Below are 20,571 nucleotides of genomic sequence, written 5' to 3'. Positions count from 1 at the left end.
TCGCGATCACCTGCCTGTGTCGGAATGGGAAGGCTCTGTCTCTCTCCGTCCAAACAGCCGACGAATGGCAGACCAGAGCAAACTGACCAGCCCCAGCAAGGAGATGCCGCTCCACAAAAGATCTTGCGCATAATCCGTCCCCAGGCTGCACGTGCCAGAAGCTTGCCAAAAATAGAGCGTGTGGAGAGCATCCGCCATCGGTAGCGCAAGCATAAGCGCGAACAGCCGGGCCGCGTTCAGCTTGCTGATGGAAAAGGCAACCGCAACACTAATTCCTGGCACAATGACCCGCTCGTCCCAAAACAGCAGGATCGGATCGGTAAAAAACAGCCAGCGCAGCCAAAAGACCATGACAGAGATGCCTAACGCACCTACCACATACAGTCTTCTCGTCGCTTTGGGGAGGCGCGTGTAGAGGACCACACTTGCAAAAAGGGGCAACAACGTTCCGCTGAGACTCACCTGGATGGGAGCGAAGAACAATTTCCAGCTGACAAAGGAGCAGATCAGAAACGCACAAAGCACGGCAAGCACGCGTCTTCTTTCCATGTTCATTTCCCGCAGCTGCGCGTCAAAGCTTCCCATCCAGACAAGACAAAGCAGAGACCACTGGATGAGAAGCGCAATGGTTCCCTCGTTCATGTTCATCTCCTCAAAATTGTGGTTGTCTCCCCAAAGTATGCCTCAAGCGCTCCCCTTTCATGAATCACCCGCTTGTCCGTGTTTAGCGCTGGGCCAACTGATCAAGCACGATTCCCCGCAAACGGGCGCGCTCTGCTGTTTTCCCTGTAACCAAAAGCGGCACGTTGATTGCGTCTGCCAGCTGCACAATCCCTAGCGCCGTCATCGCCACCCGAATCTGATGATGCCACGCGTCCACTTCCTCCAGGCATTCTGCAAGCGATTTTGTATGAATCAACCGCAGCAAAGCTCCGGCCACACCGACCGCTTTCGCTCCCAAGCTGATTGCCTTGAATGCATCCAGCCCGTGGCGTATGCCTCCTGTCGCCATAACGGACGACTGGGCGTGGATGTGGCTGTCCGCTTCCAGCAAGCTTTCTACAGTCGTAAAGCCCCAGTCTTCAAACATGGTCAGCGGGTGACTGCTCCGCATGTTTTCCACTTTGGCAAAATTCGTTCCGCCCCTTCCGCCGACATCGATGCTGCGGATTCCGGCTTCCAGCAGTTTGCGCATCGTTTCCTTTGTCATGCCAAACCCGACTTCTTTGACGATGACCGGGACGTTTACTGCTTCGCTGATGTTTTGAATGCGCTCCAAATAGCCGCGGAAGTCGCGATCTCCCTCCGGCATCAACAGCTCCTGCATCACATTCAGATGAATTTGCAGGCCGTCCGCCTCCAGCATGTCAATCGCTGCTTTCGCCTGCTCAACCGTTGCCTCTGCCCCGACATTGGCCCAGATGATCCCGTGTGGATTTTCTTTGCGGACAATCTGATAGCTGGAAGCTAGGGACGGGTCCCGGAGCGCCGCCATTTGCGAACCGACAGCCATCGCCAATTGCCGTTCTCTGGCAATAATTGCAAGCTTTTGATTGATTGGCGTCGTCGCCTCGGCTCCCCCCGTCATTGCGTTAATGACAAAAGGGGATGGCAGACGAAAAGTGGCAAACTCCGTCGCAAGCTTCGTCTCCTCATATCCTGTATTCGGCACACTGTTTGGGACAAAACTGACATCATCGAAGCAGTTTGTCCCGTTTTCAGCCGTTGCCAGCGCGTTGCGAATATGATCGAGCTTCCGTGTGGATCGATCCATGCATGTATCCCTCCCGTCAAACTATCTTTCCTCTCTGATTGACAGCCAAGCAAAAAGGGATACGCAAAAGCGTACCCCCTCATTTCACGTCTATACCGCTTACTTGAACTTGTCTTTCAGATCGGCAAACAGTTCACCAAGCGTCACGCCCATAGGCTGATTGTTTTCTTGCGTGAATTGTTGTTGCTCACGCTTGCTTGCGCGCTCTGCCTGCTCAACGCGCTCTTCTTCAACCGCGCGAATGCTCAAGCTGATGCGCTGCTCTTGCGGAACGACATCGAGAATCTTCACTTGCACTTCCTGACCTTCTTTGAGCACCTCGCCAGGAGTGTTTACGCGACGATTCGCGATTTGGGAAATGTGAACCAATCCTTCGATTCCAGGAGCCACTTCCACAAAAGCACCGAAGGAAACAAGGCGTTTAACCGTACCAGTAGCCACAGAGCCTGCTTTGAACTCTTCCGCTACTTTCGCCCAAGGACCTGCTTGCGTTTCCTTGATGCTCAGGCCAATGCGCTCATTTTCACGGTCGATCTTGAGCACCTTCACCTGTACTTTGTCGCCTTCCTTCACTACATCGGACGGTTTTTCAACGCGGTTCCAAGCCAGCTCGGATACGTGCACCAGACCGTCTACTCCGCCGATGTCCACGAATACGCCAAAGTCAGTCATGCGTTGAACGGTTCCTTCCAGCACTTGACCTACTTGGATTTGATCCAGAATGGACTGTTTTTGCGCTTTTGCTTCATCTTCCAGCACCGCTTTGTGGGAGAGAATCACTTTGTTCTTCTCTTTGTCCATCTCGACCACTTTCAGCGTCAGGGACTTGCCTTTGTAATCGGAGAAATCTTCTACGAAGTGACGCTCTACCATGGATGCAGGAATGAAGCCGCGAACGCCTACATCTACAACCAGGCCGCCTTTTACTACTTCTTTTACGGTTGCTTCGATGATGGTGCCAGCCTGCATTTTTTGCTCCAGATCAGCCCAGGAAGATTCCATCGCGACAGCTTTTTTGGACACGACGAGTTCTTCTTTTTCATCATTGAGCTTGATTACTTTCACTTCAAACGTGTCGCCAACCGAAACGACGTCAGCCACTTTTTCTACGTGCAGCGGGGAAAGCTCGCTGATCGGAATTAGGCCATCGTATTTGTAGCCCACATCCACAAGAGCCTGTTTGTCTTCGACTTTCGTTACCGTCGCTTTTACGACATCCCCTACGGAAATGGTTGTTGCATCCGTCAAGCTTACGTTTGTTTCATCCATCATCCAAAAAACCTCCTTGAATACCATCCAGTCCCAGGCCATCTATGTACAGGTTGTAAGCAACCACATTACACGAAGCGGGAGCAAGTATATTTTTTACTGTCGCCCGAAGGCTGGCAGTTAGCACTGACATAGCCAGTAAGTTCCAGCAATTGTAGTATTCGTCCCTTTGTCAATTCTATACCGGACTTAGGGAAGATGCTGGCTCCGCAATTCTTTGATGTGGGTCATGATCAGGTCGCTCGTCTCTTTCAGCACTTCAGCGCTGCTTTTCGCTTCGCGCAGGCTGGCGAGATCAATCGGCTTTCCGTAGACGATCTTGATCGGACGAAAAGCGCGATACGGCCCGACAATCGCCACCGGAATGACCGCGGCTTGCGATTTGAGCGCAAACATCGCTACGCCTGACATCGCTTCTCCCGGTTCACCCGTTTTGCTGCGGGTTCCCTCAGGGAAAATTCCAAAGATTTTTCCATCTTCGAGCAATTTGAGCGTCGTGCGGATTGCCGCCCGATCACCCGCGCCCCTCTTGACGGGAAAAGCGCCGAACTTCGTGATTAGAAAAGATAATACCGGGATTTTAAAAAGCTCTTCCTTGGCCATGAAATGTACCTGTCGTTCAATTCCGGACCCGAGCAAAGGCGGGTCCCAGAGCGAAATGTGGTTGGCACACAAAATCACCGGGCCTTCCTTAGGTATATGTTCACGCCCAATCACTTGCCAACGATAGACAAGCGAAAATATGATGCGGAATATTCCGCGGAATAAACGGTAATAGGTCACTTGGCAGACTCTCCCGTTCGCTCGCAGATTTGCAAGATGTGATCAACCACCTGCTCAATCGACATGCCTGTTGTATCCACCAAAACGGCATCTTCCGCCTGGCGCAACGGTGCCACCTCTCGCTGTGTATCCCGACGATCCCGCTCCTCGATTTCTTTTTCCAGCTCGGCAAGGTCTGTCTCGGTTCCTTTTTCACGCAGTTCTTTCCATCGTCTCTCTGCTCGTTCACGACTGGAAGCTGTCAGAAAAATTTTCACCTCGGCATCAGGCAGGACATGTGTTCCGATATCTCTGCCGTCCATGACCACATTCCCTTGTTCGGCGAGCTGTCTCTGCAGTACCAGCATTTGTTCGCGAACAGGACCGTAGCTCGCTACAATAGAGGCGTACTGGCTGACCTCTGTGGAACGAATCTGATCCGTTACGTCGATGTCATTCCAGAACACGCGTTGGCGACCAGCTTGGCGCACCAGCCCAATCTTGTTGTTTTTCAAAAGCGCAGAAACTGCGGACTCGTCGCTGATCGGAAGCTGCTCGTGGGAAACGCCCCAGGCAAGAGCACGGTACATGGCACCCGTGTCGATATAGACGTATTCCAGTTGCCCTGCCACCTTCTGTGCGACGGTGCTTTTCCCTGCTCCCGCAGGTCCATCAATTGCTATGTTCATTCACTTCTCACCTGCTATGTACAGTAGTTCAGAAAGGGAGTAAAACAAGAAAAGCTTCTGCCCGAAGCCTGTTCCCATTCATGTGGAGAAAAACACACATATGACCGTAAACGGTCTACGAAAACGATCGTTGCCGTTTTCTATGTTATCTATAATAGTACCATAGTATGGAAGCATGCGCAAACCTTTAGGGCTTGTCTGACACGCCTTCCAAGCGTTCTGTCTCGATCAGAAAAGCGCGAGCAGGAACGTATTGTATCAGGATTTCCCCGGCTGTCAGCGCGATGGCGCAGGCCACAATTCCAATCATGATGCCTTTCTCTACCCGTCTGGAAAATCGGCGAAAACGCTCGTCGTACTGACTGGTCAATGGGGTCACTTCCTTTTGGCAAAGCGTCAATCCTCGACGCCTTTTTTGCGAAGCTCTAGCTGTCTTTCGTAACACGCCCTAACCACTTTTACCCGATCCTGTTCACTGATATTCGTAAACTTCCCTGATATCCACTGATGCAAGCCCTTCTCTTCCGGCGCCTTTTGTCTGACGACCTCCAGTTCGGCAAATGCATGCTGCACCTGGCCAGTTCGGCTAGGCAGCGATATCCAGACCTGGAGCAAATCCTTTTCCCGCAAACGATAGGACTCGTCGCAACTGAAAGACAGACCGCCACCGCTGATGTCGATCGTTCGCGCCAAAAAATGATAGCGCCGCATCGGGTCCTGATGCTTTACGGCGATGTCCAGCGTCGTTTCGATACGCAAGTAATTGCGCCGTTGTGTGCGCACAATCTCCTCTTTATTCGGCAATTGCAACAACAGCACCGGGATATGCGCGCTTTCTCTGCCGACGATGGAGGTATGGAACTCATAGCGAGAGCCGTCCTCTCCTACGTACCAGACCAGGCAGCTTGTGCCGGGCCGAAATACCCCGGTTCTTCCCGTGTTTTCACTGGTCGGCAATTCGATAGAAGCTACCTCTTCTGTCAAGTCGGTGACGCGGCTTTTGAAAGCATCCAACTCTGTTTCTTCTTCAGAGGAACCCGTGAAGTGAAGTCGTATGGTTTGTCCTACTCGTGGAAGCATCATATAGCAAATGTTCCTCCTTTTCCCTCTCACCCCCTCATTATATACTCTTTTCTTTCGAATCAGCAAATAGGGAAAGCCGTCAAATTCAGCTTTCCCCTTGCATTTTTCCGCGCTTATTGCTGATTCTCCCGGTCTGTGCCAGTCTCCATTTTCACGACTTCTTCCTCGTCGCCGTTCATGGCGTTGATGTACACCATGTATGAATTTCCTTCAAAGCTGCCCGTCAGCTCCCAGGTCAAAACTTCTTTGCCGTCATTTTTCCCTTCGATCAAAGCCAGCCGCTCGCTGGTGACTTTCACGCTCGGATTTACTTTTTTGCGCGCCTCTTCTTTGGACAGACGCGGCTTGGACAGCAGGCGTTGTTTGTGATTGAACAAGTATTCCGTAGAGTTGAATGCGGTCACTTCTCCGTTGTCCAGCGCGATCTCAATCGTCACGGAATCCGGATAGATGCGCACGCCATCCTGGACGGGCACAAACGTGAACAGCGCATTGCGGTCATAGCTGTCGATCTCGGAAACAACCATATCCCCGAAGCCATGCTTGCGCAAAAACTCTTCGCCTCTCTCTTGCGCTTGCTTCATATCGAGTTTTTCTTCCCCGATCTCACGCTCGTTCATCATCCAGACGACTTTGCCGCCGCGTTTGGTCACATCGAGGTTGATCGCCGCTTTCTGTCCGTTCGGAATGACGCGGACACTGTAAGCTGTGTACGTTTGTCCTTTTCCGTTTTCATCGACTTCCACCTTGGCGTCAGACGCGTTGATGCGCAAAAATTCCAGTGCGCTTTTCTTCGCATCCTCAGCGGTGGCGGGCTTGCCGTCAATTCCCTGGATTCGTTGCTGTTTTTTCTTGTCCAGGCTCTGGATGCCCACTCCCCAGTCCAAATCCGGAAACTCCTGCACTTTTTTCTCGATCGTCTGGAATCCGTCTACGATTGTGTTGTCCGACTTCTTGTCGTCTGACGCGAGCGCCGTCTCTACGTCCATCCAGCGCAGTTGCTTGTCGATGACATTGGCCTGGACGTTGCGAAGCTGGTCCTGAATGTCCTGGGCTTGTTTATGCAAGCTTTTCAAGGTGCCGTACTCCTTGTCGCTAAGCGGCTCCTTGTCCAAATCGCGCACAGCAACCCGGTAAGAGAAATCGGCTACACGCGAAAGCATCTCCTCTGTGTTGCTGAAAGGCATCAACGTAAGCGGAAGCTGGCCCACATCCGATTGGGCTGCGTAGGCAAGTCGCCAAACGTTGGTCAAGGTCGGCGTCATTTGCCGGCGGGAATTGACGACCAATGACTTGCCCAGTTCGTCATGCAATTTGTCGATATGGTAAGTCAAGTCGTGAAAAGCCCGCTGATACGAGTTTTCCGCTTTGATCAAAACCGAGTTTTTTTCGTTGTGCTCCTGGTACCCCCACATCCCCGCGCCCACCAAGGCAACCAAGGCTATGGGTAACAAGACGCGCGCCGTTGCTCCATATACCATCCCTTGCCACTCCTTCTATTCTGATTGAAAAGCCTTTACCTGCAAAAAATATGCTTCCCGATTTTTTTGACTTGCGGCCTGCTCCAAATCCATTTGGACGTCGCTGTTACCGGGTTGAAGTAGTAGGTGCAGCCTCCCGATGGGTCCCACCCGTTCAATGCATTTTTGACAGCCTTGCGCGCACTCTCGTTCGGGGCCAGCCAGATTTGCCCGTCCGCCACTGCCGTGAATGCTCGCGGCTCAAAAATGACAGCCGATGGCGTATCGGGAAAGGACGGGCTTTTGACGCGGTTTAAAATGACGGCAGCAATCGCCACCTGGCCTTCAAACGGTTCTCCTCTGGCCTCTCCGTACACGGCATTCGCCATCAGCTTGAGGTCGTTCTCCGATATCCGCGAAGGATGAAAGCTCGCTTTGGACTTTGTCTGGCTTTGCTTTGCCGGTGCTGCCATCTGTGTCCCGCGTGCGGCCACCGCGCTGTTTTCATTGGAGAAAATCTCGTACCCGCAAAAGCCTGCCACCACGAACAAGATCAGCACACCTGCGATCCAGATTTTTTGCACGGCATAAGTCCTCCTTGGCATGAATTGAAATCTTTGCATAGTGTTAGTGGAGGAAGAATGGATTATGCATGAAAATGCGAGAGGAATCGCCAATCCAGAGGCTTCCAGCACAAAAAGACCGATACGCTTGGCATCGGTCTTTTTGTCTGGCTTGCTATTTGTTTTTTACGATTCGTCAATGCGAAAATGCTGGTCGTTGTCGCACAAGCATTGCTTGAATCCCGTTTCCACTTGCCCGCCTGGTCCCCTGCGACCGCGGAGGGTAAATTTTTCTCCACATACATTGCATTGAATGGTCACTTTTGCTCGTTCGGATTTCAGCACGTCTCGTCTCCTCCTTATCGTCTATTGTGGACGCGAAGAAAGATTTTTAGAACCGTATTCATGAGCGCGCTGCACCTTTTTCAAGCCTTGCCACCAAAGGATCAGCATGAATGGCACGATGACTACCAGCCAGTTTTGGATCGAAAGAAAAATGGCGTTGTACAAAGCGTGAAGTCCAATCGGCAGGACGATGGACAGCCAGAGAAACGTTTTTTCCTGCTTGCTGTTTTGCGAGAACTTGGCCCGCCCCAAATAATAGCCCATCCATACAGCGAAAAGCGCGTGGCTGGAGACAGGCAAAAAGGCGCGCCAGAAGGCAATATTCATCCCGTTGATGATCAAATAAAACAAGTTTTCCAAAGTGGCAAAACCGAGCGACACGGCGACTGCATACACAATTCCATCGTAAGGCTCATCAAATTCCACATGCTTGTAGACTGTGAAAAAGATGACCATCCATTTGAAAAACTCTTCTACTACAGCGGACTGGATGATTTCCGCGACAATTCCGCTCCGCCAGTTCCATTCATTCTGCATGATGTACTGGAGTACCATAATCGGAATCACCAGCAGCATCCCAAAGATAAACGACCGGATAACCATGGAAATCGGTTCCGGTTCGAGACTGTCACGCAGGTAAAAATAACTCATGATGGCGATACCGGGGGCAATTGCCGCGCCGATCATTGCGATCATCTTTTATTGCTCCTTTACACAAGGCTGTTATTCATCGTACCATGAATAATGGTTGATGAAAACCCGCTACAGGAGAGAGATCATGACAAAAAAAATATTGGTAGTCAATACTGGTGGCACGATCGCCATGTCCGTAGATGACACAGAAGGCGTCAAACCGCTGGATGACCAAGCTGTAAACAAAATCCTTCCTTTTTTAGAGCGTTACGCGGACGTCACCATGAAAAACGTACTGAATTTGCCAAGCCCGCACATGACTCCCAAGATCATGAACGACTTGCGTCTGCAAATCGAAGAAGAATTTCGCCAGGAGCAGTATGATGGGGTCGTCATCACGCACGGAACCGATACATTGGAAGAGACAGCGTATTTCCTTGACCTGACGCTTTCCGTCAATGTTCCGATCGTTGTTACCGGGGCTATGCGCAGCAGCAACGAGCTTGGCGCTGACGGTCCGGTCAATCTGATTTCCTCCGTTCGCGCTGCCGCTGATCCAGCCAGTCTGAACAAAGGCGTGATTGTCGTGTTCAACGATGAAATCCACGCCGCTTGCCATGTGACGAAAACCCATACGAGCAACGTCGCCACATTCCAATCGCCGCAATACGGCCCGATCGGAACAATCGCGAAAAAAAGCGTGCAGTATCATCACGCTCCATTGGATCGCGAGCATTACAACATCACCCACGCCGATGCGAATGTGCCGCTGATCAAGGCCGTTGCCGGCATGGAGCCAGCTTGGCTGCAATTTTTGCTGGAGCAACCGATTGACGGATTGGTCATCGAAGCATTCGGTCTCGGCAATCTACCGCCAGCGATCATCCCGACGCTGCAGCAACTGCTGGATCGCGGAATCCCGATCGTGCTCGTGTCCCGCTGCTACAATGGACAAGTTCAGGACATTTACGACTACGAAGGCGGCGGCCGCAAGCTGAAAGAAATGGGCATTATTTTCTCTAACGGTCTGAATGGTCAAAAAGCTCGCCTCAAGCTGATCGTCACCTTGCAGACGACGCGCGACTTCCAGGAACTGCAAAAGTTGTTTGATCAATAAAAATGAAATGAACAAACCCCCTCTTTGCTTCGACAAGGAGGGGGTTTTCATTGCTTTTCCGCTTTTGTTCAACCAAAAAACAAAGGCTTCGCCCACATGAGGCGAAGCCTGTTTCTTCTCAATATATGGAGGGTCGTTTGTTTGATTAAACCCAGCCGCGGAAGCGAGAAGCTTCTGCCATTTTGCGTGCACCGACCATGTAAGCGGAAAGGCGCATGTCCACACGGCGCGTTTGCGACAGGGAATAAACACTTTCAAACGAGCGAACCATTACTTTTTCCAATTTCTCTTCTACTTCTTCTTCGCTCCAGTAGTAACCTTGGTTGTTCTGTACCCACTCGAAGTAAGAAACGGTTACACCACCAGCACTTGCCAGTACGTCTGGTACAAGCAGAATGCCGCGCTCAGTCAAAATCTTGGTTGCTTCGAGTGTAGTCGGGCCGTTAGCCGCTTCTACGACGATTTGCGCCTTGATGTTGTGAGCGTTTGCAGCAGTGATTTGGTTTTCGATAGCCGCTGGTACGAGAATGTCGCAATCCAGTTCAAGCAGCTCTTTGTTCGTGATGGTGTTGTTGAACAACTTCGTTACGGTACCGAAGGAATCGCGACGATCGAGCAAATAGTCGATATCCAAACCGTTTGGATCATGCAGAGCGCCGTAAGCATCGGAGATACCTACTACTTTTGCTCCTGCATCGTGCATGAATTTCGCCAGGTAGCTACCAGCGTTACCAAAACCTTGAACGACAACGCGTGCACCTTTTACATCGATGTTGCGGCGTTTTGCTGCTTCGCGAATGCAAATGGTAACCCCTTTGGCTGTTGCTGTTTCACGTCCATGCGAACCACCAAGTGCAATCGGTTTACCGGTAATGAAACCAGGCGAGTCAAATTCACGGATACGGCTATATTCGTCCATCATCCATGCCATGATTTGCGAGTTCGTGAAGACGTCCGGAGCCGGAATGTCTTTCGTTGGACCCACAAGTTGGCTGATTGCGCGAACGTAACCGCGGCTCAGTCTTTCCAGTTCACGGAAGGACATTTCACGCGGGTCGCAAATGATACCGCCTTTACCACCGCCATATGGCAGGTCGACGATACCGGCTTTGAGGCTCATCCAGATAGAAAGTGCTTTAACTTCATCCTCAGTAACTTCCGGGTGGAAACGAATGCCCCCCTTGGTCGGACCAACTGCATCGTTGTGCTGAGCACGATAGCCCGTAAACACCTTTACTTCGCCGTTATCCATGCGAACCGGAATGCGTACGGTCAAAACGCGTAGCGGCTCCTTCAAGAGTTCAAACATCGATTCTTGGTAACCTAGTTTATCCAGTGCTTCCTTGATCACCGTTTGAGTCGAGTGCAGCAAGTTCAATGTTTCTTGCTTTTCTTTCCCTTCGGTGCTTTCGGTTACCACGTCTTGATTACCCATTACTTACCACCTCAAAAATGTTATCGGTCAATGCAGCCTTTAGTATACACGCTTGTATCAGGTATGAGAAGCGAAAAAAAGTTTTTTTTCCATTTCGAAAACGTTTTCTTCTGTTTGCCTGCATATAAATACAACTATTTACCAGCCGCTTGTATCAGCAAACGAATGGCCCGGACGCGGCTTCCTGTCCCTAAAAACGCACACTGCTTGGTCGTTGTAGTGTTCCCAAAGTGCACACTTTCATTACCGAACCCATCGATTTATGTCATAATGGAAACAGTAATTCTGGAAGTTTATTCATGGAGGCGTTTTTATGAAAAAAAATAACATTTTGTTCGTTTACGCTCATCCAGACGACGAAACCTTCGCGTCCGGCATCACGATTTCCAAATACACCCAGGAAAACAAGGCAGAGTGCCACTTGCTTTGCGCTACGAGAGGCCAAGCTGGCAAGCCAGGCAATCCCCCGCTTTGCTCCATCGAACAATTGCCCGCATACCGCGAGCAGGAATTGCGAGAGGCTGCTTCCCTTCTCGGACTTGCGAGCGTGGAGCTGTGGGATTATCAGGATAAGCTGTTGAATACAGTGCCCGTCGACGAGCTGGTCAAGCGCATTCATCAAGCGATCGAGGTATTGCAGCCTGCTGTCCTCGTTACGTTTGCCCCGCATGGCATCTCGGGACACCCGGACCATCAGGCGATTTCCCAAGCCACAACCAAGGCTGTCCAGACGTTGGGTGCTGAGACGAGCGTGCGCAAGCTCTACTACGCGACACGCCCTTCCAATGGACCGTTCGGAGCGATCGAGCCGCCGTTTTCCGATCCGATCGAGAACATTACTACCATCATCAACGCTCCCGAGTACAAACCGCAAGTGGCAGCCGCCCTGCGTGCGCACAAAACGCAGCACCTCTCGGTAGAGCGCGTCTTCCCGGGTGTTCCTTCCGGCGGATTTGACGTGGTTCCGCCAAGCAACCACTACATTTTGGCCTGGCACAATCTGCCTAGCTATTCCGTTTCCGCTGACAAAAAAGAAGCCGACTTGTTCGAAGGCATGGGCGTCTGAAAATAATCGAGACAGCAAAAGCACCTAGTAGCCACTAGGTGCTGTTTATTCTCCCAGGCACTTCACCATTTCCTTGCGTCTCACGTGAAATGTCTGCATATTTCCTTGACAGCATCGTCGGCAACGACAACCTTGCCGTATTCTTCCAGGACATAAATCGTTGTCGGCGTCGCTTCCCCGTACTCAGAGAGAATCGCAATCAATTTGTGGTATCGCTCCTGATCCAATTCCACCTCTTCTAACACCAGATGATATTTCCCCTGGTAGAAGTAGGCCGCCCCTCCATTGGTCAGCAAAGCATTGATACGGTGGGCAGCTTCAACCATATGCTCAAAGTCACGGAAGGCGTAAATGATTAGATCGCTTTCCTCTAGGGTGACTTCTAATTCATATACTTCCTCGTCCTCGAATTCTTCTTCTTTTCCGTCCTTTGAGCCTGTTTTGCCGCGAGTAACGATCACGACCATACCCTGAGCTGGCAAGGCGAACACTTCAACTGCAACAGGCCCTGACACTTCAAACCCTAACTCGTGATAAGCCTGCTCCATCATGTCGTTGAACAGTTCATGAACTTTAGGAATGTCACGCCACATGTCTTCTTTTTCTATCCCGCGCTCTGTTAGGTCGTCAAACGTTAAAAAGATTCGTATTTTGTCTTGACCAAGGCGTTCAACACGCATGACTGTCCCTCCTCGCCATCCAGTCGTACTACAAAATATGATGCTGAGCCTGTAAGAGTTCTCCGCATTTTCCGACGAATGCCTGCGCTGCATTCAACCATTTTTTTCGCATTTGGGAAAATCCGGGGTAGTCCTATCATATCACATTTAGTAGCGGGAACATAGCCACCTGACACTCTACGCGGCTCTTCGTGCACTTTCGCACACACGTGTCGATTCGGACGTTTGAAAAGCAAACTTTGTAGCAGCCTGTCATTTCCTGCGCTTTCCCAGGAAAAGCTGCTCGCGTTATCGCCATCCAATCATGAGCGCGACTGTGGCCGCCAGGAAGGTGGGAACGGGCATTTTGACAAATTGGATCAGCAGGACAAAAAAGGAGAAGAAGCATAACGGTCCATGGAGCCAGCCCGTTTGCAGCATGCGGCCGTACAGGTACTGGCTGATGTGAAAATGCAACAGCCCGAACAGCAAGGCAGTAGCTCCGATGAACAAAAGCGCGGACAGAATGATCTCCACAGGCGAAAACAGAAACATCGACACCCAATCCCCGATTCGCTCTGCATGCAAATGTTTCGCAGGAAAAACCTGCTGGGCAGCACTTCCCAATAGCCATGCCAGAAGTCCGACGAACAAGCTCCTCCCCATGACCAGCATGATTTTTCGAAGCCTCCCGATTTTTATCTTCCCCCCATATATATTGAATCCCGCTCGTTCGGGTTCCGGGCGCGCCTAGTCCGAACAGAAAAAAACGCCGCATGCTTGGGCGTTTGTTCTCGCGCAATCCTTTTTCGCTCTCCTGTTGCCCCTTCGCTTTGCCGTTTGTCTTTCTGCGTCCGCTTCACGCCTTGTTTTCCTGTTCGCGCAGCCGCTTGTGAATCCAGATAGCAGCCTGCGCGCCGTCTCCCATGGCGATTGCAACCTGCTGGGAGTGGCAAGCGATGTCCCCGACTGCCCAAACGTTGGGATGATCCGTCTCCTTTGTGCGCGGGTTCGTTCTTACGTGGCCTTTTTCATCGATATGTACAGAAAAGGCTTGCAACAGTCCGGTCTTGGCCGTCGCACCAGGGAAAGCCAAAAACGCCCGTGACACAGCCAGCTTTTCGCCGGAAGCAAGCTGCACGGTTTGCAGAAGGCCATCGGCTTGCACCAACTGTTCGACCCGCGCTTCATGGTAGTCGATCTTCAGACGGTTGAGGATGGCATGCTCCTGGTCGCTGACCGCGCTGCCCCCATGGTTGATCACGAGCAGACTGCGCGTGTAATACGACAGCTCCTCGGCCATCCGGACAGCGTGCTTGCCATCGCCGATAACCGCTGTTGTTTGCTCGACACATTCATAGCCGTCACAATCCGGGCAAATGAATACCGATAGCCCAAGACAGTCGCGCAGCTCGGCAATTGCCGGGAAAGGATCGGCCATTCCCGTTGCCATGACCAGCGTTTTCGCCCGCAGTTTATTGGCCTGACCCTTGACTGTCACGAAAAACTCTCCATTCGCAGCAACTGAAAGGTCTGTAACCTCATCCACGATGAACTCGGCACCAAACCGGGCCGCGTGCTTTTGCCCTTCCTGACGAAAAAAATCGCCACTGACCCCTTCGGAAAATCCGAGGATGTTCCGGTAGGCTTTGGCGACTGCTGATCGTCCTCCCGGCGCATCGATCACGACCACGCGCCGCAAGCTTCTGGCGAGCTGAATTGCCGTCTGGAGTCCTGCAATTCCGCCGCCTACAATGATGGTATCGTACATCGCAAGTCCCCCACTGCTCCAACGGTTTGCCATTAGCATAACCGCTGCGCTCCGAAACCATTACGGAGCGAGCGGGACAAGCACGACTTTTCCTTCTACAAGCTGTGCCTGCGTATGAAAGCCGTTATATCTGGCGATGCGCGAAACGTTGGAATTGTTGCCGAAGTACTTGCGAGACAACATGAACAGCGTCTCGCCTTTTTGCACGACATGCTTGACGACTCGCGGTTTTTGCGCCGTCTCTGCCGGCTTCTGCACAGGAGTTGCCGTCGCGGGCGCCGCTGGTGGCTTGGCTTGCGTCTGAACGGGCTTGTTTTCCTTTTTGGGAGTGGTTGCCGGAGTGCTGCTCGCGACTGGAGTGGCCGGAGCAGGGGTGGCAGAAACGCCCGAAGTTGGCTCCACAGGGGCAGGAGCAGGCTTGCTGGTCGCTTCCTCTGTCCCTTTTTGCTCGGCTGCTGCTGATGTCTCGGCAGGCGTAGCCGGAAGAACAACCGAAGTCGGTTCGCTCTCTGATGTAGTTGGAGTGCTTTCCGCCTTCGCCACCGTCTCGTCGCTCTCGCTAACCGCTTGTGTCTCTACGGCTTCCGTGTTTCCTTCTGTGCTGCGGGCAACGTTCGCTTTATACAGTTCAAAGCCAATCAATCCGAAAAACAAAATCCCGAATACGAAGAGTCCTGATTTGACCCATGTTTTAAACCGTACCGACGACGTTTTTGTCCGATTATGCCGGGAGCGTCGAGGCGGCAATTGGTTCATTTCCAGATTCACTCTTCCTCCCCCTTTGCCTTTTTGAGTGTCCTTTGCAAATAAAACGCCAGCGAAACATCAATGACAATATGGGCGACAATCGGCGGCCATATTGTCATTTGCTGCTCCATCAGCATCCCCAACAGCCAGCTAGTGCCAAATACGCTTACGATCAGGAGCGGCTTTTTCAAATAGCGCACATGCACGAGCGTAAAAAGAAAGCTCGTCCAGCCATTTCCGGCAAACGGTTGGATCACGCCGCGAAACAGCCACTCCTCAGCAAATCCGACGATCACACAGATCATGACGGTCATGCCCGGAGACATGGCTCCAAAAATCTTCTCGTTCAAGCTGCCATCGTCCTGCCAGCGCTTGGGTAAAAAAATCTCCATGACCAGGTTAAGCACAACGATGCCTACTGCTACACAGCACGCAATCCCTATTCCCGGCCAGCCTTGAAAGCTGAACAGGCCGAGCGTGCCTTTCCATCCGTGGACCCAGAAGCTGCTTATCGCCGCTGCTGCCAAGACCAATCCTTGCGTCAGCCACAGATTCATGCGCAGCGTGGCTTCATCCACCTCTAGCCCACTTTCTTTCACTTGCGTAATCTCTCCTTCTTATTTTTTCGGCAAAAGCATGTCCAACGCCTGCCGCAAGTTCCAACTGTTTTGTGCTTCTCTTTGCAAAAGCGCTGTCTGTCTGCCTTCGTAGCTTTCCCGCTGCAAGCCGCAGCGGGAGCAACAAAAGCGGGTAAAGCCGAGGTCGGATTCCCCGAAGTATTGATTCAAATGCTTGCGCAGACAACGATCCGTCAGTACGTACGATCTCATCTCAGCCAACTTTTTCTGTTTGACCGCTTTGCGTTTTTCCGTCTCCTGCCAAATGTCCTGCACAGGATTCGCCATTTCCGTCGTCGTGCTCACCTGCGCCTTGACCAGTGCTCTTTCGGTATAAAACGTGAGCATCGCTGCCATTTCCTCAGACATGTCAATCGAAGCCAGTGCTTTTGGATCGGGAGGCGCTCCCGCACCGTAAAGTTGGCAAAACTGCTGAATCTGCGCGGGTGTGGGATATTCTTTGTCCAGCATGTACTGATGAAGGTGGATATCGTCCTGGGAGTAAAGCAGCATCGCATAGCCAGGCTGGCCATCCCGCCCGATTCTGCCGATTTCCTGCGAATACGCCTCCAAGCTGGCGGGCAGCTGGTAGTGAATGACATAGCGGATGTCCGGCTTGTCAATGCCCATGCCAAAAGCGTTCGTGGCGATGATGACATCCAGCTCTCCCGCCAGAAACTGCGTCTGGATCAGCATTCGCTCCATGCTGTTCATGCCGCCGTGATAGCCGTCTACGTGCCGTTTTCCTTCGAGCTGGTAAGCTGCCACGAGCACCTCTACCGCCTGGCGCGTGCTGCAATAGACGATCCCCGGCCCCGCAAGCTGGTCAATCAGATCAAAGGTCAGCTGGCGGCGCTCGCTCTCGCCGCCGACTTCCGCCAAATCGTAGGCAATGTTGGCGCGATTGAGCGTTTGCACCACCACATTTTCCCGGTCAATGCCAAACAGGGAGCAAATTTCCTCACGTACCGCAGTGGTAGCTGTCGCGGTCACCGCCAAAACGGGAGGGTTCCCCAGTTGTTTGACCGTATCAGGCAAGCGCAAGTAGTCCGTGCGAAAATCATGGCCCCACGCAGAGATGCAGTGGGCTTCATCGATGGCAAAAAGGGAGACAGTGGCGCGTTTGAGCGCTTGCTGGACATACGGCTGTTGCAGCTTTTCCGGCGAGATATACAACAGCTTGCACTGGCCGGACGCGATCTTTTGCAGCACTTCCCGCGCTTCTGCCGCTTCCTGTGTGCTGTTCAGATAGGCAGCCGGAATTTTTCTTTTCGTTCGCAGCTGCTGCACCTGATCGACCATCAGCGAGATCAACGGGGAAACGACCACCGTGATACCCGGCAACAACAACGCGGGAAGCTGATAGGTCACCGATTTTCCGCCGCCCGTTGCCATCAGGCCAAGCACGCTTTTTCCCGCCAGCACCCTCTTTATGATCGACTCTTGACCGGGTCGAAATTCCCCGTAGCCAAAATGCTGTTGCAACTGCTGCTGCCATTCGTTATTCATTCGACTCCTCCTGCCTGCGGGCCAAAGCCAGCCGGATTTGCAAGTAACTGACAGTCGGGCCGACACGATCCTTGATGAGTCTGAGTCTGCTCGTTTGTAGCTGCTCGCTGGCGGCCATAATCGCCGCGCGCGTTTCCGAAGACAAGTAATCCGCAGCGTCCCACTCCGGGCAGCGCAAGGCGATCTCCACCAAATGATCCTCGACGGTGCTCTCTTTCACTTGTCTTTGCGCAGCAATCTCTGCTTTGTGTATTCCTCGCTGGACCAAAGCATACGTGCGGGCCGCGCTGTCGCTCAGCCGTGGATCGAGCTTGTTTTCCTGGACGACGAGCCGTGAAAGCAGGGGAAATGCCTGCTTCTCCTCGCTCAGTCGCAAAATGGAGGCAGCCAGCCCGTACCGAAACAGCAGCGTGAGATACACTTTGGACGATTGCTTTTGCTTCGCCAGCTGTCCGAGCGTCTTCCCCACTTGCGAGACGCCAGATAGCTGAGCGACCAACAATTCCTGCACTTGCGGCTGCAACGGCTCCCACAGGCGGAAAAGCTCCTCTGACAGCCCCGCTTCCCATGCTTCCCGCAACCTCGCTGGCCCGACCTGCTCTTTTACCCACTGCTGGACGGACTTGTCCATCACGACCGGCACGAATCCAAGATCTTTTCCAAGCAATTGCGATACAGTTTGCACAAGCAAGTGCAGCCGCTGCCAGAACGATTCGATGCGGGCTGCCAAATCAAAGCGGGTAAACGGCGCGAACCAGACAGCAAAACCGTACTTCTCATAAGCATGCTCGGCAAACTGGCGTCCGTTCGCCGTGACCAAAAACGTCGGTTTGGGACTTGGTCCCTCCCCTTCGCACGGTTGCAAATAGTCGTTTTGAAACAAAGTTGCAACAATTTTATCCCAATCCTCTTTTGAAAAACCGGGAAACATCCGATAATACGGATAAAGGTTGTACAAATGCACATCCTGAAGAGTCTGGTTTGCTTTTCTGCCGCGAAGGATGTAGTAAGCTGCCTGAAGCGTTCTTTCGTTCGCCAGAGGAAGCATCGCATTCAGAGCGACAGCGCATAAAAGCTCTCGTTCCTCTGCCACACTGTTTTGACTGTTCATGTGTACTCCTTGCTATTGTTCTTTTATTCTTTTTGCGGCCCTAACGACTGCACACTTTTCACTGGATTGGATTTGGAGGATTTCTTTATGACAAAACGATTGAAAAAGTCAGAATTTATGATGGCGTACATGATCATCATAACACTTGCATGTACCGTTGGTGGATTTTTTTTCGGCGCACATTATATGAAGACATCCATTGAGGCCGAGCAAGCGGCAGCTATGGAAGCCAAACAAAAAGAAGCCGAAAAGGAAAAGATGCTGCGTGAACAAAAGCTTTACAGTGAACAGGACTTCATCCGGTTTTATTATGCGGTTTACGCTCCCGTGCTTGAACTGAAGCAGGCGCATTTCGAAACGATGGCGAACTGGGGCAGCCTCGATCAAAAAGCGCGCACGGATGCGCTCAAGCAATTGGAGAAACAAGCCGATCAGACGATCAAAGACCTGGACAAAACCGTGCCGCTCCCGACCTCCCCACTGCTGGCACAGGCCCACACGCAATTTACGAACAGTGTACGGGCTTATTTGGATAGTATGGAGAATATCCGATCCGCTCAGAATAGTAATGCCTCAACGCCTGCCGTCATCGCTTCCGGCTTGACGCTTGCCCAAAACAGCTGGCTGACGGCCCAGGAAATGGTCTACCATTCGGTTGCTGCCTGGGAATCGGCCTACGTCGAGAAAAAGCCGATGCCAAAAGCAGCGCCTGCGACCGTTTCTGTGGAACAGTGGAAGCAGTATCCGTTCCACTACCGGACCTATCTGGCTGCTTTGTTTATGTCGGCGAACAAACAATGGGGCAGCTACAATCCGGAAGACTTGACCGCGCGTCTGGATCTGCTCCTGGCCTCTACTGAGTCGCAAACGCTGGGAATCAAGGACGTGGCCGCGGCAGTGAAGGTTTTGAACGCCACAGATGCTGTCCATGCTGGTGATTTCAAAAAGTTGAATGGCAAGCTTTATTCTGTCCTAAGTACCCCTGAAATTCCGCTTTACAAGTAGTCGTACATTTTTAGACTGATTCAATCTTGAAATCTTGTGAACAAGAGCATACAATGGTCTATGATAGTGGACGTACCACTTCGCAACGGGAGGTGAAACCACGATGACTACATGGGTAGATAAAGACACTTGTATTGCTTGCGGTGCTTGTGGCGCCACGGCTCCTGACGTCTTTGATTACGACGACGAGGGCCTTGCGTTCAACAAGTTGGATGACAACGCAAACAGCGTTGAAATCCCGGATATCCTTCAAGACGACGTTCGCGACGCCGCAGAAGGATGCCCGACCGATTCTATCAAAGTGGAATAGTATTCCAGCAACCAAACCTCTTACGTACTTTGTATGTAAGAGGTTTTTCAGTTTTTTTCCACTACTCCGCCATTCTGAACGGACAGTCGGCATTTTCCCGTTTCTTATTTTTTGATTTTTCGGTAAGATAAAATCATGCAGAAAAACCGAACATTCTCGCGCGTTTTTCCCATTTTTTGTGAGACTAATATCTTAACGTTCGGTTTTAAGTTGTTTTTGACCATTAAACACACTCCAATCAACTAATATTCACGAACGATAAATCTATTTTTCTTGGCATCGTTCATTTTTTCTTGTTTTTCTGCTTGACGCTGTCATTTTGCCGTGATATCTTAAGTACAAATCTTAGGAAACACCACATCACCAACAGCGATGACGAAGAAATGCTGTGCCAAAGAAATCCTCAGAGAGCCGATGAATTGCTGCAAATCGGCGGTTTCTTCCACAGATAAGCACTTCTGAGCTGCTGCGTCGAACAGGCGATGAAGTCGTCACAAGTAGGCGCGAACGGTAGATCCGTTATCTCTACAGGTCATGTACCTGCCAAGGCTCTTTTTTGAGAAAAGAAGAGCGAATGAGGGTGGCACCGCGAAGCAAGCCTCTCGTCCCTCACTGTTCTGTAATAGGAGCAGTGTGAGAACGGGAG

General features: G+C 51.7%; 22 protein-coding genes, 1 pseudogene and 1 other annotated feature. Of the genes and pseudogenes, 4 read left to right on the top strand and 19 right to left on the bottom strand.

The window, feature by feature from the left end:
• Nucleotides 1–6: 6 nt before the first annotated feature.
• From NST23_RS12105 to prsW, 11 genes and pseudogenes are all read right to left on the bottom strand, one after another.
• A complete protein-coding gene (locus NST23_RS12105; protein WP_063226930.1) occupies nt 7–642 on the bottom strand; it encodes a YphA family membrane protein in 636 nt (211 codons plus the stop codon).
• An 82-nt stretch (nt 643–724) separates the two neighbouring features.
• A complete protein-coding gene (gene fni / locus NST23_RS12100) occupies nt 725–1,774 on the bottom strand; it encodes a type 2 isopentenyl-diphosphate Delta-isomerase (RefSeq protein ID WP_280648304.1) in 1,050 nt (349 codons plus the stop codon).
• A 99-nt stretch (nt 1,775–1,873) separates the two neighbouring features.
• Entirely contained in the window at nt 1,874–3,046 is a 1,173-nt protein-coding gene (rpsA, locus tag NST23_RS12095; RefSeq protein WP_122963597.1) for a 30S ribosomal protein S1, read from the bottom strand.
• Nucleotides 3,047–3,232: 186 nt separating this feature from the next.
• A complete protein-coding gene (locus NST23_RS12090; RefSeq protein ID WP_063226927.1) occupies nt 3,233–3,826 on the bottom strand; it encodes a lysophospholipid acyltransferase family protein in 594 nt (197 codons plus the stop codon).
• A complete protein-coding gene (cmk, locus tag NST23_RS12085; protein ID WP_063226926.1) occupies nt 3,823–4,494 on the bottom strand; it encodes a (d)CMP kinase in 672 nt (223 codons plus the stop codon). The genes NST23_RS12090 and cmk overlap by 4 nt, the downstream gene beginning before the upstream one ends.
• A 187-nt stretch (nt 4,495–4,681) precedes the next feature.
• The gene (locus NST23_RS12080) at nt 4,682–4,873 is read right to left on the bottom strand and encodes a hypothetical protein (protein WP_229049950.1); all 192 of its coding nucleotides are present in this window, start codon (nt 4,871–4,873) and stop codon (nt 4,682–4,684) included.
• Between the two features lie 17 nt (nt 4,874–4,890).
• The gene (locus NST23_RS12075; protein ID WP_122963599.1) at nt 4,891–5,577 is read right to left on the bottom strand and encodes a flagellar brake protein; all 687 of its coding nucleotides are present in this window, start codon (nt 5,575–5,577) and stop codon (nt 4,891–4,893) included.
• 113 nt (nt 5,578–5,690) lie between these two features.
• Entirely contained in the window at nt 5,691–7,058 is a 1,368-nt protein-coding gene (gene ypeB, locus NST23_RS12070) for a germination protein YpeB (RefSeq protein WP_122963600.1), read from the bottom strand.
• A 35-nt stretch (nt 7,059–7,093) separates the two neighbouring features.
• A pseudogene (locus NST23_RS12065) lies at nt 7,094–7,691 on the bottom strand (cell wall hydrolase).
• A 95-nt stretch (nt 7,692–7,786) separates the two neighbouring features.
• Nucleotides 7,787–7,945, bottom strand: a complete 159-nt coding sequence (locus tag NST23_RS12060) for a hypothetical protein (protein ID WP_340963729.1) — start codon at nt 7,943–7,945, stop codon at nt 7,787–7,789.
• A 21-nt stretch (nt 7,946–7,966) separates the two neighbouring features.
• Nucleotides 7,967–8,641, bottom strand: coding sequence for a glutamic-type intramembrane protease PrsW (prsW, locus tag NST23_RS12055; RefSeq protein WP_063226921.1), 675 nt, complete (start codon nt 8,639–8,641; stop codon nt 7,967–7,969).
• 82 nt (nt 8,642–8,723) lie between these two features.
• Here prsW and NST23_RS12050 point away from each other — a divergent pair, with 82 nt between their 5' ends.
• Nucleotides 8,724–9,695, top strand: coding sequence for an asparaginase (locus NST23_RS12050; protein WP_122963602.1), 972 nt, complete (start codon nt 8,724–8,726; stop codon nt 9,693–9,695).
• 145 nt (nt 9,696–9,840) lie between these two features.
• Here the strand turns inward: NST23_RS12050 and NST23_RS12045 are convergent, their stop codons facing one another.
• The gene (locus tag NST23_RS12045) at nt 9,841–11,130 is read right to left on the bottom strand and encodes a Glu/Leu/Phe/Val family dehydrogenase (RefSeq protein ID WP_063226919.1); all 1,290 of its coding nucleotides are present in this window, start codon (nt 11,128–11,130) and stop codon (nt 9,841–9,843) included.
• A gap of 313 nt (nt 11,131–11,443) precedes the next feature.
• On the opposite strand from NST23_RS12045, the gene NST23_RS12040 reads away from it, so the two are divergent.
• Nucleotides 11,444–12,196 carry a PIG-L deacetylase family protein gene (locus tag NST23_RS12040; RefSeq protein ID WP_340963726.1) on the top strand — a complete coding sequence of 251 codons (753 nt, stop codon included), beginning with the start codon at nt 11,444–11,446 and terminating at the stop codon, nt 12,194–12,196.
• A gap of 80 nt (nt 12,197–12,276) precedes the next feature.
• Here the strand turns inward: NST23_RS12040 and NST23_RS12035 are convergent, their stop codons facing one another.
• From NST23_RS12035 to NST23_RS12005, 7 genes are all read right to left on the bottom strand, one after another.
• Entirely contained in the window at nt 12,277–12,876 is a 600-nt protein-coding gene (locus NST23_RS12035) for a genetic competence negative regulator (RefSeq protein ID WP_122963604.1), read from the bottom strand.
• A 288-nt stretch (nt 12,877–13,164) separates the two neighbouring features.
• Nucleotides 13,165–13,530 carry a hypothetical protein gene (locus NST23_RS12030; protein ID WP_173595800.1) on the bottom strand — a complete coding sequence of 122 codons (366 nt, stop codon included), beginning with the start codon at nt 13,528–13,530 and terminating at the stop codon, nt 13,165–13,167.
• Nucleotides 13,531–13,714: 184 nt separating this feature from the next.
• Nucleotides 13,715–14,626 (bottom strand): NAD(P)/FAD-dependent oxidoreductase, encoded by a 912-nt coding sequence (locus tag NST23_RS12025; protein ID WP_173595799.1) that lies wholly within the window; start codon nt 14,624–14,626, stop codon nt 13,715–13,717.
• 60 nt (nt 14,627–14,686) lie between these two features.
• Complete coding sequence (locus tag NST23_RS12020) at nt 14,687–15,394, bottom strand: LysM peptidoglycan-binding domain-containing protein (RefSeq protein ID WP_173595798.1); 708 nt, start codon at nt 15,392–15,394, stop codon at nt 14,687–14,689.
• Nucleotides 15,391–15,972, bottom strand: a complete 582-nt coding sequence (locus NST23_RS12015; protein ID WP_122963608.1) for a CPBP family intramembrane glutamic endopeptidase — start codon at nt 15,970–15,972, stop codon at nt 15,391–15,393. Before NST23_RS12015 ends, NST23_RS12020 begins: the two co-directional genes overlap by 4 nt.
• A gap of 18 nt (nt 15,973–15,990) precedes the next feature.
• On the bottom strand, nt 15,991–17,499 hold the full coding sequence (locus NST23_RS12010) for a RecQ family ATP-dependent DNA helicase (protein ID WP_340963723.1): 1,509 nt from the start codon (nt 17,497–17,499) through the stop codon (nt 15,991–15,993).
• Nucleotides 17,492–18,610, bottom strand: coding sequence for a helix-turn-helix domain-containing protein (locus tag NST23_RS12005; protein WP_173595796.1), 1,119 nt, complete (start codon nt 18,608–18,610; stop codon nt 17,492–17,494). The genes NST23_RS12010 and NST23_RS12005 overlap by 8 nt, the downstream gene beginning before the upstream one ends.
• Nucleotides 18,611–18,697: 87 nt before the next feature.
• Between NST23_RS12005 and NST23_RS12000 the strand changes: the two genes are divergently transcribed.
• Both NST23_RS12000 and NST23_RS11995 read left to right on the top strand, forming a co-directional pair.
• On the top strand, nt 18,698–19,615 hold the full coding sequence (locus tag NST23_RS12000) for a hypothetical protein (protein ID WP_122963611.1): 918 nt from the start codon (nt 18,698–18,700) through the stop codon (nt 19,613–19,615).
• Between the two features lie 103 nt (nt 19,616–19,718).
• Complete coding sequence (locus tag NST23_RS11995) at nt 19,719–19,925, top strand: ferredoxin (protein WP_031305339.1); 207 nt, start codon at nt 19,719–19,721, stop codon at nt 19,923–19,925.
• Between the two features lie 363 nt (nt 19,926–20,288).
• Nucleotides 20,289–20,538: a binding site (T-box leader), on the top strand.
• Nucleotides 20,539–20,571: the final 33 nt, after the last annotated feature.

The sequence above is a fragment of the Brevibacillus sp. FSL K6-0770 genome (assembly GCF_038000275.1).
Lineage (GTDB): Bacteria > Bacillota > Bacilli > Brevibacillales > Brevibacillaceae > Brevibacillus > Brevibacillus parabrevis.
Note: the sequence above shows the minus strand (reverse complement) of the source record. Positions and strands in the feature narration are given on the sequence as shown.